The 12,882-nt window shown below is 65.0% G+C and carries 9 protein-coding genes and 1 other RNA gene; 6 read left to right on the top strand and 4 right to left on the bottom strand.

All coding sequences use genetic code 11. The features are described 5' to 3' along the window. Positions 1 to 12: 12 nt before the first annotated feature. Together xdhA and HV670_RS06200 are read right to left on the bottom strand one after the other, a co-directional pair. Positions 13 to 1,566, bottom strand: a complete 1,554-nt coding sequence (xdhA, locus tag HV670_RS06205) for a xanthine dehydrogenase small subunit (RefSeq protein WP_175103793.1) — start codon at positions 1,564 to 1,566, stop codon at positions 13 to 15. A gap of 222 nt (positions 1,567 to 1,788) precedes the next feature. Continuing rightward, positions 1,789 to 2,316, bottom strand: coding sequence for a disulfide bond formation protein B (locus HV670_RS06200; protein ID WP_175103791.1), 528 nt, complete (start codon positions 2,314 to 2,316; stop codon positions 1,789 to 1,791). A 371-nt stretch (positions 2,317 to 2,687) separates the two neighbouring features. On the opposite strand from HV670_RS06200, the gene HV670_RS06195 reads away from it, so the two are divergent. Then, a complete protein-coding gene (locus HV670_RS06195) occupies positions 2,688 to 3,899 on the top strand; it encodes a gamma-glutamyl-gamma-aminobutyrate hydrolase family protein (RefSeq protein WP_175103790.1) in 1,212 nt (403 codons plus the stop codon). A 198-nt stretch (positions 3,900 to 4,097) separates the two neighbouring features. On the opposite strand, the gene HV670_RS06190 is transcribed toward HV670_RS06195, so the two are convergent. Further along, positions 4,098 to 6,041, bottom strand: a complete 1,944-nt coding sequence (locus HV670_RS06190; RefSeq protein ID WP_246257066.1) for a tetratricopeptide repeat protein — start codon at positions 6,039 to 6,041, stop codon at positions 4,098 to 4,100. 169 nt (positions 6,042 to 6,210) lie between these two features. Between HV670_RS06190 and HV670_RS06185 the strand changes: the two genes are divergently transcribed. The 4 genes from HV670_RS06185 (at position 6,211) to gph (ending at position 10,891) form a co-directional block, all read left to right on the top strand. Next, on the top strand, positions 6,211 to 7,299 hold the full coding sequence (locus HV670_RS06185) for a cation diffusion facilitator family transporter (protein WP_175103787.1): 1,089 nt from the start codon (positions 6,211 to 6,213) through the stop codon (positions 7,297 to 7,299). Between the two features lie 231 nt (positions 7,300 to 7,530). Continuing rightward, positions 7,531 to 9,189 carry an FAD-dependent monooxygenase gene (locus HV670_RS06180; RefSeq protein WP_175104082.1) on the top strand — a complete coding sequence of 553 codons (1,659 nt, stop codon included), beginning with the start codon at positions 7,531 to 7,533 and terminating at the stop codon, positions 9,187 to 9,189. 265 nt (positions 9,190 to 9,454) lie between these two features. Next, a complete protein-coding gene (ubiG, locus tag HV670_RS06175; RefSeq protein ID WP_175103785.1) occupies positions 9,455 to 10,153 on the top strand; it encodes a bifunctional 2-polyprenyl-6-hydroxyphenol methylase/3-demethylubiquinol 3-O-methyltransferase UbiG in 699 nt (232 codons plus the stop codon). A gap of 72 nt (positions 10,154 to 10,225) precedes the next feature. Beyond that, a complete protein-coding gene (gph, locus tag HV670_RS06170) occupies positions 10,226 to 10,891 on the top strand; it encodes a phosphoglycolate phosphatase (RefSeq protein WP_175104081.1) in 666 nt (221 codons plus the stop codon). A gap of 130 nt (positions 10,892 to 11,021) precedes the next feature. Here gph and HV670_RS06165 read toward each other — a convergent pair whose 3' ends face one another. Continuing rightward, the gene (locus tag HV670_RS06165) at positions 11,022 to 12,206 is read right to left on the bottom strand and encodes a fumarylacetoacetate hydrolase family protein (RefSeq protein WP_175103784.1); all 1,185 of its coding nucleotides are present in this window, start codon (positions 12,204 to 12,206) and stop codon (positions 11,022 to 11,024) included. Positions 12,207 to 12,498: 292 nt separating this feature from the next. Here HV670_RS06165 and ssrA point away from each other — a divergent pair. Then, positions 12,499 to 12,869, top strand: a transfer-messenger RNA (tmRNA) gene (ssrA, locus tag HV670_RS06160). The last annotated feature ends 13 nt before the right edge of the window (positions 12,870 to 12,882 follow it).

Below are 12,882 nucleotides of genomic sequence, written 5' to 3'. Positions count from 1 at the left end.
GCTCGGGAGCGATTAAGCGGATGTCGCCGCGCCGGGCTCCGTGCCGGGCTCCGCACTGGACGCCGACGTGAAAATGGGGGTAAACACATTGACGTTGGCCATGTCCAGCGGCTTCTCCTCACGTGTTTCGAGCCAGAAGCGATAGAGCAGGTTACGCGCAGTCTTGGCCCGATAGCGATCCGATGCCCGCATGTCGGTCAGCGGCTGGTAGTCCACCGCGAGTGCATCCATCGCGGCACGCGCCGCCTGTTCCGACCATTGTGCGCCTATCAGCGCGGCCTCGGCCGCAGCCGCGCGTTTCGGTGTGGCCGCCATGCCACCGAAGGCAATGCGCGCCGAGCTGATGTGGCCGTTCGACAGATGGATCGCAAACGCGGCGCAGACTGCCGAGATATCGGAGTCGTAGCGTTTCGAGAGCTTGTAGGTGCGGAAGCTCAGGTCCTGCGTGGGGCGCGGGACACCGATTGCCGCGATGAATTCACCGGGGTTCAGGGCGGTCTTCTGGTAGCCGAGATAAAACGCGTCGAGCGGCATGGTGCGGCTGCGCGTGCCTTCGCGGAGCACGACCTGCGCGCCGAGCGCGATCAACGCCGGCATCGAATCGCCGATCGGCGAGCCGTTCGCGACATTGCCGCCTAGCGTTCCCGCATTGCGGATCGGCACCGACGCAAAGCGTTGCCAAATTTCGGCGACCTCAGGGTAGTCGGTCGCGATTGCCGCAAACGCCTCCTGCAGGCTCGCCGCGGCGCCGATCGTCAGCACCTCGCCGTCGGCCTCGATGTCGCGGAGTTCGGCAACGTTGCCGATATACAGGATGTCGCCGAGCTCACGGAACTGCTTGGTGACCCACAGGCCGAGATCGGTGCTGCCGGCGAGCACGCGTGCCTCGGGGTGGGCGGCGCGCAGACGCGCGAATTCGTCGAGTGAGCGCGGGGCGAAAAAGCGGCGGCTCGCGCCGGCCAGGTCGACGAACGGATATTCGAACGTGTCGTCGCGGCGCAAGGCGCCGAGCCGTTTGGCGAGCGCTTTGCGATCGAGCCGGTCGCCGGGCTGAGGCACGTAATCGACCATGGCCTGGGCTGCCGCGATGATCGGCCGATAGCCGGTGCAGCGGCACAGATTGCCCGCGAGCGCTTCATCGATCTCCTGCCGGGTCGGTGCGCCCGCTGCCGGATCCTGGTCCTGGTAGAGCGCCCACATCGACATCACGAAGCCAGGCGTGCAGAAGCCGCACTGCGAGCCATGGCAGTCGACCATCGCCTGCTGCACCGGGTGCAGCGAGCCGTCGGCGCGCCGCAGGTCTTCGACCGTGAAGAGCGCACGGCCGTCGAGCGTGGGCAGGAACTGGATGCACGAATTGACTGCGCGCAGCGTGACGCCGCCCGTGCCGTCGGCTTCGCCGACCACGACTGTGCAGGCGCCGCAGTCGCCTTCGGCGCAGCCTTCCTTGGTGCCCGTGCAATGGAGGTCTTCACGCAGATGCTGGAGCACCGTGCGCGTGGCGGGGAGGTTGCCGACTTCGCGGTATTCGCCGCGATGAAGGTAGCGGATGGTGTGCGTATCCATATCAGGATCGTGCTCGATAGAGTTTCGGACAGGGCGCGCACCACGCATTTGCGCAGGCGATCGCCATCCATGATCCGAAACATAGCACCACTATGACGCGGAAAGTATGGTCAGTCCTGATCCGCGTTATGTGGATGCGGCTATATGGATAGCGCTATGTGGATCCCTCTTGTTGGGGGGCGCTATAACGGCACACCAGACACCGGCTCACCTCATGGAACTTCAGAGGCGGGAGAGTTCCCGGCGGCGGGACCGCATCGAGCGCACGAGTGCAAGCAGCACCAGCAGGAAACCGACCAGAGACCACTGCGGCAGTGTCAGCCCAAGCAGCGGCGGGTACGGCGTTTCGCACAGGCCCGCGGCCTTGAAGACCTGCGGCAGCCAGCTGGCCGGCGGCAAGCTGTCGACGAGCGGTTGGAGTTTGTCGAAACCGCAACTGAAGCTCGGATGGGACTGGAGCCAGACATGCCGACCCGCGACCGCAATGCCGAACAGCGTTGAGATGAGGACGAATACTTCCGAAACGATGACCGTGCGCCAGCGCGTTGCGCTCGCGCCGATCAACGCGAACACCGCGATCAGCAGATAGCCGTAACGTTGCAGGATACAGAGCGGGCAGGGGTCTTCACCCTTGAATATCTGCAGGTACAGCGCGCCCGCGACCAGCGCGATGCACACGAGCGCAAGCAGGAGCAGGCGGCCGCGCTCGCGGGCGAGTAGACGTGACGAGGCGTCGAAAGAACGGTTCATGGAAGAGTAGGCGGTCAGTCGTTCAAAAAGCGTGGCTCATTGTAGCCCGACGTCCGGGATCAGCGGTCGTTCTTACCGGGCGCAATACTGCTTCGACCCGTTTTCAAGGTGCCGGATCCCAGGGGCACCCCGCAGGATGCGAACCGGACGATAAGGTATATCGACTCAAGTCGGCATGATGGGTTTCATCCGCAAAGACCCGGCGGCCTATCATCGTTCGCATCGATTGTAGGGCGGATCGTGCGGGGCGCGAACGTCGGCCGGACGGCTAACGTTCAGTTGCAAAAGGGAGGTTTGCCGCTGGGGGTGGACTGGCGGATAATGAATCGGTCCTAGCCGATCAAGCGCCTTGTGCGCCCGTATTGCAAACGATGAGCGAACCCCAGTCGCCGAAGCCCGCTTCACCGCCGGCTCCACAGCCTGCTTCAGAGTCCGCTTCGCAGCCGGCCTCACAGCCTGTTTCACAGCCTGTTGCACCGCCCAGTTCACAGCCCGCGTCACGGCTCGCTCCGGGACTCGCTTCACCGCCGGGCTCCGAGTCCGCGACGTCCCCTTTCGATGCCACTGCGCAGGCGGGCCTGGCACCGTCCCCGGCGACAATTGCGCCGACCCCTGCGCCCGACCCCCTGATCGATGCGGCGAGCGATTCGGCCGGCCCTGTAGCCGCCGAACAAATGCGCGGCACCGCGACGCCCAACGTTCCTCCCGCCTATCTGAAGGCCCATGACTCGGCCTGGTCCGTATTCGGCCGGATCTTCGCGGCGCGCGCGCGTGCCCTGTTCGATCGTGCGGGGCAGCGCATTACGCAGCGGACCCTGCGCATCGGCGTGTCGGCGCGGATCTTCCACCCCGAACCCGGTGCCAAGGGGCTGCGTGGCAGGACGCTCCAGTATCTTGAAGAGTCCGTCGCGCATTGGGTCATGTCGCGCGACGTGCTCGTGTTCATGATTCCGACAGTCGGGCACCAGGGCATGCTGCACCCGAGCAATATCCGTCTGCGAGACTATGCGAAGCAGCTCGACGGCCTCGTGCTGCAGGGGGGCGCCGATGTGTCGCCGCAATCCTATGCGGATGTCGCAACGCGGCCCGAATGGCCCGGCGACCGCGTGCGCGATATGTACGAGCTCGAGTTACTGCATGAGTTCATCGAGGCCGGCAAGCCGGTGCTCGGCGTATGCCGCGGCTGCCAGTTGATCAATGTCGCGTTCGGCGGGACCTTGTACCAGGACATCGCGACCGACGTGCCGAGCGCGGTGGTTCACGTCAACGACGAGTACGACCGGCTGCGCCATACGATCCATTTCGCGCAGGGCTCGACGCTTGCGTCGATGTTCCCCACGCGTGCCGATGCGCTCGTCAACTCGATCCACCATCAGGCCGTCCGGACGTTGGGTCGCGACCTTTCGATCGAGGCCGTGTCGGCTGACGACGGCATTGTCGAATCGATCCGCTACCGCAAGGCACCGTTCGTGATGGGCGTGCAGTGGCATCCGGAATTTCACAGCGCGGGTGGCCCCGAGTTGCTCGACTGCACGCCGCTGCTCGATACTTTTCTGCGGCACGCGCGCGAAACACGTTTCTGAGAAACGGGTGGCGCGCGAAAGGGGCGGCGAGCGGTTTCGCCGCCCCTTCGCGCGCTGGCATCTCCGATCTTGGTCTACGTGTCAGCGTATTGGCTCGTCGATGCTTAGTCCTCTGCAAACGCCTGCCACAATCGCCCGCCGCAAACCCCCGCCGCAATCCCCCCGCCGCAAACCCCTGCCGCAAGGTGTCTCAGCAATCTAGGTGTACGCTTGCCGTAACGCTGCGCCGACCTCGGCGACGACGCTTGCCCAGTCACCGGCCTTCGTCTGGCGGAACAGTCGTGCGCTTGGATACCATGGGGTCGCCGGTCCCTCGGCGCCCCAACGCCAGTCCGGCCCACGCGGCAACATGATCCATACGGGATGCCCCATTGCGCCGGCAAGGTGAGCGAGCGACGTATCGACCGTGAGCACGAGATCGAGCTGCGCGATCGTGTCCGCCGTATCGGCGAAGTCTCGCGGGGGGGCCGCGGGAGTGCTGACCGAGTCGAATCCGGACAAGGCCTCCCGGTCTTCGGCGCGCATCTCCGTTTGCAGCACAACCCAGTCGATGCCTTCCATCTCGAATAGCGGTGCGAGCGCACTGGCGGGAATCGCGCGTGTCTCGCGCCGTTCACGAATCGCGCCCGACACGGCGAACCCGATGCGCCGCCGGCGGTTCGGTTGATCCGGCGGCGCAAACGCGGCAGGCGAGCCCGACGGCGTCGCCACAGGCGAATAGCCCGCGGGGACAGTCGACGGCGCCGCATCGGCCCGGCGAAGTTCGTCGGCCGTGTCCAAAGAAGAGAGAGACCCCGGCGCGGCCAGGTAGGGCACGTCGGCGGGGATCGACGCCGTTGTCGTCTGCAATGCGAGCGGCAGGCTCAGGAGCGGACACTCGCAGTCGATCGCGGGACGCGGCTCGCCGCGCGTCAGCAGCCCCACGCCCCACGTTTTGGCCGCCGGGGCGATCAGCCTCGCGAGCGGCGCCTGGACCTCAAGCACGACCTGCGCGCCGAGTTTCGTCAGTTGCGGGACATAGCGGATGAACTGAAGCGTATCGCCGAGCCCCTGTTCCGCATGCACGAGCAGGCGAGCGCCTGGCGCGGGCAGCGGGCCGCCGCGCCAGGCGGGCGCCGAGACCTGCGGCCGTGGCCAGACATTCCAGCGCCATTCGTACGCCTCGAAGCCCCGTGCGAAATCGCCGTTCATCAAGGCGACGAGGCCGCGATTGTATTGCGCGAGCGCGAGGTCAGGCCTCAGGCGGGTGGCTGTCTCGAATGCCTCGGCGGCCCGAGGGAGCTGCCCGAGCTCATAGAGCACCGTACCGAGATCCTGCCACGCGAGTGCAAAAGTCGGATCGAGTTCGACCGCCTTCTCCAGATACGCGATGGCCCGTGCAAGGTCCGCGCACGCGGCGTAAGCGTTGCCGAGCGCATAGTGGGCCGGTGCGAAGGCTGGCTGCGCACGGGTCACGGCCTCGAGTGGTGCGATCGCCTCCGGTGCGCGGTTCAGCTTGTCGAACGTCGTGCCGAGATTGAAATGAGCGAGCGTGAAATTCGGCTCGCTTGCGATCGCCGCGCGAAACTGCTCGAGCGCTTCTTCGTGACGGCCGAGCGCATTGAGGGCAAGCCCCAGATTATTGTGCGCGCCCGCATGCCCGGCTTGAAGTTTGAGCGCCTTGTGAAAAGCGCCGACCGCGGCTTCGTGCCGTTTCAGCGCCATCAGCGCATTGCCGAGATTGTTCAAGGCCGCCGGGTTGTTCGGCTGCAGATGCAGCGCCTGCTCGAAATGATCGATCGCTTCTTCGTGCTTATCGAGCGTGACGAGTGTGTTGGCGAGGTTGAAATGCGCGTGGGCGAATTCGGGCTGGACCGCGATCGCCGCGCGATAGCTCGCCTGGGCTTTCTCGAACTGGCGCAGCGCTTTCCACGCATTGCCGAGATTGAGATGGGCGCCCCCGAAGCGCGGGCGCAGTTCGACCGCGCGCCGCAGCAGCACGACCGCCTCGTCGTTGCGGCCCTGCTGGTGGCGCAGCACGCCGAGCAGGTGCAAGGCGTCGACGTCGTCGGGCACGCGTTGCAGTGCGGCAAGATAACCGCGCTCGGCGTCGGCGAACCGGCCGTTCTGATGAGCCGAATAGGCTTCGCGAAGCACGTCCACATGGACTCCCGTAATATCCAGTACGAAAGAGCGCGTATTGTGACATGTCGGGGCGACTCGTTCGGTGTGGCGGCACCCGCTTGCTTCCGTCATCGTCAGTCCCTACCATCGGGACTTGGTGGCGGTCTGCGCCGGCTTTTTATCGAGAAGGGATGGGGAAGCGAGGCATATGAGCGCAACAGGCTCCGGGCACGATCACGGCAGAGCCGGGCAAGCCGGTGGGAAGACCGCCCCGCGCGAGGATCACGACCATGGGCATGAGCACCACGGCACGGCGCACCCTGGCGATCAGGCCCCGCATATTGCACACGATCACGATCACGGCCACGGCCATGACCACCACCACCATCACCACCACCACTTGCCGGACCCGTCGGGCAACGAGCGCGCGTTCGCGATCGCCGTTACCCTGAACGTGGCGATGGTCGTGGTGCAGGCGGTGTACGGCGTCATCGCCCATTCGACGGCCCTGCTGGCCGATGCGGGACACAACCTGTCCGACGTGCTCGGCATGGTGCTCGCCTGGGGCGCGATCTGGCTGGCCAGGCGGCGCCCCTCGGCGCGCTATACCTACGGCCTGCGAGGCTCGTCGATTCTCGCCTCGCTCGCCAATGCGGCCCTGCTGTTCGTGGCGACCGGCGCGATCGCATGGGAGGCCGTCCATAGACTGCTCAATCCGGCCCCAGTCGCCGGTCTCGCGGTCTTCTTGGTTGCGGTCGCGGGCATCGCCATCAACGGTTTTTCCGCTCTGCTGTTCATGAAAGGCAGCAAGGACGACCTCAATATTCGCGGCGCATTCCTGCATCTCGTCGGTGACGCGGCGGTCTCTGCTGCTGTAGCGCTCAGCGGGCTGCTGGTCTTGTACACCGGCTGGAATTGGCTCGATCCGGCCATGTCGCTCATCGTCGTGCTGGTCATCGTTTGTGGGACGTGGGGCCTGCTGCGCGAATCGGTGCGGCTGACGCTGAATGCGGTGCCCGAACGTGTCGACACCGTCCGCATTGCGCGCTATCTGGCCGGACTGCAGGGGGTGACCGGCGTCCACGACCTCCATGTGTGGGCGTTGTCGACCACGGAAAACTCGCTGACGGTTCATCTCGTGATGCCGGGTGGACACCCGGGAGATCGCTATCTCGAAACAATTGTCCAGACGCTGGCGCACGAACATGCGGTCCATCACGCGACCTTGCAGATCGATTTGGGTACTCACGACCATCCGTGCTCGCTCGATATACCGGCTGAGGCGAAGCCGGGCTGAGCCCGCTGATTGTGCTGAGCCGCTGATTGGCCTGGGCAGGCTGATTGGCCTGGGCAAGCTGTACGAGTCGAGCAGGCCGCGGCACAGACGCAACTTGACGCATGTTGCCGCGGCTACGGCGTTAAACTCGTCAGGCCGAGGTTTTCGGAGCGGGCCATGCCTGAGTCCAGTCGTGAATCTTTCGTGCCGCAGGGAAGTGCCGAGCGACCGCGCGGAGCGTCGGCTGATGGGATGCCGACCGGCAGCGTGCGGACCGACGGCAAGCGGCCCAAAGTCCTGATCGTCGGTGCGGGTCCGACCGGGCTCGCCGCGGCCTTGTGCCTCGCGCGCTGGCGGCTGCCGTTCCGCCTGATTGACAAGTCCATTGAGCCCGTGAAGGGGTCGCGCGCAATCGGGCTTCAGGCACGCACGCTCGAGCTCTTCGAGCAGCACAGGATTGTCGATGCCCTGCTCGCCGCGGGCCACCGCGGCCATGCGGGCAATGTCATGGCGGGCACCCGGCGCATCATCCGCCTCGACTTCGACCCGCTCGACAGCCGCTATCCCTTTCTCCTGTTCGCGGAACAGTCGGTGACCGAACGCGTGCTGACTGAAGCCCTGGCCGCATTCGGCCACACGCCGGAGCGTGGCGTCGAACTCGTCGACTTCGACACGCACGGCGAAACCGTGACGGCCAATCTGCGGCACCTCGACGGACGCGGGGAGCGGCTGGAGGTTGCATGGATCATCGGCACGGACGGCGCACACAGTACGGTGCGCCACCGGCTCGGCATCGCGTTCGAAGGAGAGACGCTCGAACAAAGCTTTGTGCTCGCCGACCTCCATGTCGAATGGGATCTGCCCGAAGACGAATTCCATATCTTTCTGTCGCCCGAAGGGCTCAGCGCGATCTTCCCGCTCGGCGGCGGCCGCTATCGGCTGATCGCCGACGCACCGGACGGTGCCGCCTCGGGTGGCGAGCCGCCGACGCTCGATGAATGCCAGGCGATCATGGCCGCCCGCGTGCGCCATCCGGCCAAGCTGTCCTCGCTTGGTTGGTCGTCCCGTTTCAGGATCAATAGCCGGATGGTCAGCGCCTTGCGCAGCGGTCGTGTGCTGCTCGCGGGCGATGCCGCTCATGTTCACAGCCCGGCAGGTGCGCAGGGTATGAATACCGGTATCCAGGAAGCCATGAATCTCGCCTGGAAGCTCGCGCTGGTTCAGCGCGGCGCGCCCGGCAAGCTGCTCGACAGCTACCATGCCGAACGTCATCCGATCGAGCGCGATGTGCTCCGCCAGACAGCATTTGTCACTCACATGGGTACAGTCGATCGCGGCTGGCTTCTTACCCTGCGCGACCGGCTCGTGCCGCTTCTGACCGCGCTCGGACCGATGCGCAATGCGGCGCGGCGGGGTATCAGCGAACTGTCGGTGCACTACCGGCGCGGGCCGCTTTGTTTCGAGCGTCTGCTCGACGGCGGTGCGCAGGCGGGCGATCGCGCTCCGGATGCCTATGTCGAGGTGCTCGACGGACCGCTCGGCAAAGTGCCCAGTCATGCGCGCCTGTTCGACCTTCACGACCCCGGGAGTTTTTCCCTTTTCGTCTTGCTCGAACCAGGGACGTATTCGATGGAGGGCAAGGCGCTGTTACCCTTTCTCGATTCGTTCAGGTCGCTGTCCGAAAAGATGGGCGGTGCGATACGGATCTGGCTGGTCGCCGACGCCTTGCGGCCCATTGGCGGACCGCAATTGAGCGACGGATACGGGCAGACCCGGCCGGTATTCTTTTTGTGGCGGCCGGACGGTTACATCGCGGCGCGCGGCCGGCCTGCCGCGGATGGAGCGGAATGTCTGGTGTTCTGTACGAAGTGGTTTTCGCCCGGGTATGTAGCCGGGCTGGTACGTGCCTGAGGCGCGATCCGCTGCGTGATTGGCAAGCAGGGTGCCGAGCGGAACGTCCGGAAAACTCGCGCGCAATGGGGGCGTGCCTGGCTCTTTTTCGGTCCCCGGCATTTTTTCTGCCCGGGGTGCGTCTGGTGTGCGTCCAGCCATGCGCAGGGCCGCCCCGGATCTTCACTCGACCGCATGCCGGTCCTGGGCGCCACGCCCGGCTTTTGCGGCGTCGCTGTTGCGCCGATATACTGGCATGTCCACTGCCTTTACGCCGCGATTTCCCATGACGAATGCCGACCCCCGTGAACTACTGAAATTCAGCGAGCTCGCGCACCGCTGGTGGGATCCGCACGCGGAATTCAAGCCCCTGCACGAACTCAATCCCTTGCGGCTCAAATGGATCGATTCGCAGGCGCGGCTCGCGGGCAAGCGGGTGCTCGATATCGGCTGCGGCGGCGGGATCCTGACCGAGTCGATGACCTTGCTCGGCGCGCAGGTCAAGGGGATCGACCTGTCGACCGAGGCGCTCGGCGTTGCCGATCTCCACAGTCTCGACAGCGGCGTCGCCGTCGAATATGAGGAAATCGCGGCCGAGGCGCTCGCCGCGCGCGAGCCGGGCACCTACGATGTCGTGACCTGCATGGAAATGCTCGAACACGTACCCGACCCGGCGGCGATCGTCGTGGCCTGCGCAACACTCGTGAAGCCAGGCGGCTGGGTGTTCTTCTCGACGCTGAACCGCAATCTCAAGGCTTATCTGTTCGCGGTGGTTGGCGCAGAGTACATTGCGCGGCTGTTGCCGCGCGGCACGCACGACTACGCACGCTTCATCCGGCCCGCGGAATTGGCGGCCTTCGCGCGTCGTGCGAACATGCAGCCCGATCAGTTCGGGGGCATCACTTATCACCCGATCGGCAAACAATTTGCGTTGTCCAGCGACACGAGCATCAACTACATGCTCTCGTGCCGGCGCGAAGCCTGAGGACCGGCCATGGAAGAACCCGATACCCCGGAATTGTCACCGCTGCCGGAACCTTTGCTGTCGTCGTCGCTGATGACCGCGCGCGCGGTGCTGTTCGATCTCGACGGCACGCTCGCGGATACTGCGCCGGACCTCGCAGCGGCGGCCAACAAGATGCGCGATGCGCGCGGCCTCGAGATGCTGCCGCTCGATGTATTCCGGCCGGTCGCCTCGGCGGGCGCGCGCGGACTGCTGGGCGCCGCGTTCGGCATCGGGCCCGATGACCCCGACTACGCGACGATGCGCGACGAATTTCTGGCGAACTACGAAGCGGATCTCTGCATCGAGACTACGCTGTTCCCCGGCATCTCACCGTTGCTCGACGAACTGTCGGCGCGCAATGTGCGCTGGGGCATCGTGACCAACAAGATGACGCGCCTCACCGAACCGCTCATCGCGCAATTGGGGCTTGCCGAAGTCGCGAGCTGCGTGGTGTCGGGCGACACGACGCCGCATTCGAAGCCGCATCCGGCCCCGCTGTTGCATGCGGCGTCCGCGCTTGGGGTGAGCCCCGGTCATATCGTCTATGTCGGCGACGACCTGCGTGATGTCCAGGCCGGCAAGGCGGCCGGCATGATGACCATCGCCGTGGCCTATGGCTATTGTGGAACCGGCCCCGCCCCGCAGGCCTGGGATGCCGATTGCATCGTCGATTCGCCCGACGACCTCGCCTTGGTATTGCTGCGCGGATCGCTGTAGGCCGGCACGGCCGGTCGCTCAGCGACCCAGTCACCTGGCTCCCGGCTGCCCGGCGCCCCCAGTTACCAAGCTACCCAGCCGCCGTGCGCTGCTTCCGGGTGATTCTTTTCGCCCTGGTCCGGTGTCCCGTTTAATTTGCGAGAAGACCGCGTGCCGAGAGGTTCCGGTAGAGCGCACGCACGCCAAAGGTCCAGGGCGTGATCTCGGTCGACAGGCGCACCGTATTGACGAGCGCACCGAGCGACGGCGTCGCGATGGTCACGAGATCGCCGAGATGGTGGGTGAAGCCGCCTCCCGCCGCGCCCCGATCCTTGATCGGCGAAAACATCGTGCCAAGAAACAACATGAAGCCGTCCGGATATTGATGATGCGTGCCACAGGTCTGCGCGACCAGATCAGCCGGGTCGCGGCTGATCTCGCTCATATGACTCACCCCATCTAGCTCGAAACCGTCCTCACCCTCGATGCGCAGCGACAGGCTTGCCGAGCGGATCGAGTCAAGCGTGAAGCGACCGTCGAACAGCCGGATAAACGGGCCGATCGAGCACGAACCATTGTTGTCCTTTGCCTTGCCAAGCAGCAGCGCGCTGCGGCCCTCGATATCGCGCAGGTTCACGTCGTTGCCGAGCGTCGCGCCAGCGATCTGGCCGCGTCCATTGACCGCGAGAACGATTTCGGGCTCCGGGTTGTTCCATTTCGAGGTCGGATACAGACCCACGTCGTCACCGAATCCGACTGACGACATCGGTTGCGATTTCGAGAACACTTCCGCATCGGGACCGATCCCGACTTCCATGTATTGAGACCAGGCGCCGCGCCGCTCGAGTTCGGCCTTGAGCTTCGCGGCGGCTTCTGAACCGGGACGGATCTTCGAAAGATCGGTGCCGATCAACTGTGTGATCGTCGCGCGCACTTCGCGTGCTTTGCTCGCATCGCCGCCGGCCTGCTCCTCGATCACGCGCTCGAGCAGGCTGACTGCAAACGTGACGCCGCATGCCTTGATCGCCTGGACGTCGCAGGGCGCCAACAAGGCCGGTCCATGCGCGTCATGGCCGCCGGCCGGGAGGTTGGCAGCCAGCAGGGCCTCGACCGAGCCCAGGGCTTCGCCCGGCGCCGTGCGTGCCAGCTCGACGGCATCGGGACGGTCGAGCAAGTCGGCCATCGTCGCGACCGTCGAGGTGATGTCGTAGACCTGCCCTTGTCTGATGGTGATTACACAGGGGCCGTCGACGGGCGCGGGTCGCCATGCGCGTCCTACCAGGACGGCATCGTTCAGATCTTGTGGCAGGCAGGCACTCGGCTGGGGACGTGGCATGAGGGGAAGAGGGGTTCGGAGCGAAGGGACGGTCATCGTAGAGCCGGTGAGCGGACCTGTCCATTAGTCGAAGACCGCATGGTCTTTATGTACGGAGCCGATAGGAGGGAGGAATGCAAGGTAGATCAGACAGAGGGCAAAGGGCAAGGGCAGCGAGGTAGCGAGGTAGCGAGGTAGCGAGGTAGGGAGGCAGGGAGGTAGGAGGTAGGAGGTAGGGCGGGGAGGGGCTATCTTCAATGCGCCTATCTGGGCTAAACTGGTGAATCGCTCAGGTTGTTGGGCGACCCACCGTGGGGGCGACCTGGTTTCGACAGGGGTAGCAAAGCGGCTCAGGGCATGCCGAGGACCCGTTACCTCGTTAATCAATGGGAAATTTGTAACTGCGAACGACAACACGTACGCACTGGCTGCTTAATTGCAGCCGTCCTCGCACTGGCTCGCTGACGGGCTAGGGTCGTAAGACCGGTCGCAAGACCGCGCGAGGTCATTCACGTCAGCTAAGCCTCGGTGGCGTCACGACATCAGGGTCGAAAATTTAGTGAATCGCCGTCCGGCAGCGTGTTCGTCCGCGTCCGTACGGTTAAATCAAATGACTGAACTACGCATGTAGAACTGGTCGTGGAGTGCTTCTGGACGCGGGTTCGATTCCCGCCGCCTCCACCACTTGCATCCCTCT

The sequence above is a fragment of the Pararobbsia alpina genome, from assembly GCF_902859895.1.
Taxonomy (GTDB): Bacteria; Pseudomonadota; Gammaproteobacteria; order Burkholderiales; family Burkholderiaceae; genus Pararobbsia; species Pararobbsia alpina.
The sequence above is the reverse complement of the archived record's forward strand: the minus strand, read 5'-3'. Positions and strand labels throughout refer to the sequence as shown.

Coding starts and splice junctions, on each gene's coding strand:
- HV670_RS06180 (WP_175104082.1), top strand. CDS start 7,531: ATGCCGACCGGCAGCGTGCGGACCGACGGCAAGCGGCCCAAAGTCCTG.
- ubiG (WP_175103785.1), top strand. CDS start 9,455: ATGACGAATGCCGACCCCCGTGAACTACTGAAATTCAGCGAGCTCGCG.
- HV670_RS06195 (WP_175103790.1), top strand. CDS start 2,688: ATGAGCGAACCCCAGTCGCCGAAGCCCGCTTCACCGCCGGCTCCACAG.
- HV670_RS06200 (WP_175103791.1), bottom strand. CDS start 2,316: ATGAACCGTTCTTTCGACGCCTCGTCACGTCTACTCGCCCGCGAGCGC.
- gph (WP_175104081.1), top strand. CDS start 10,226: ATGACCGCGCGCGCGGTGCTGTTCGATCTCGACGGCACGCTCGCGGAT.
- xdhA (WP_175103793.1), bottom strand. CDS start 1,566: ATGGATACGCACACCATCCGCTACCTTCATCGCGGCGAATACCGCGAA.
- HV670_RS06165 (WP_175103784.1), bottom strand. CDS start 12,206: ATGCCACGTCCCCAGCCGAGTGCCTGCCTGCCACAAGATCTGAACGAT.
- HV670_RS06185 (WP_175103787.1), top strand. CDS start 6,211: ATGAGCGCAACAGGCTCCGGGCACGATCACGGCAGAGCCGGGCAAGCC.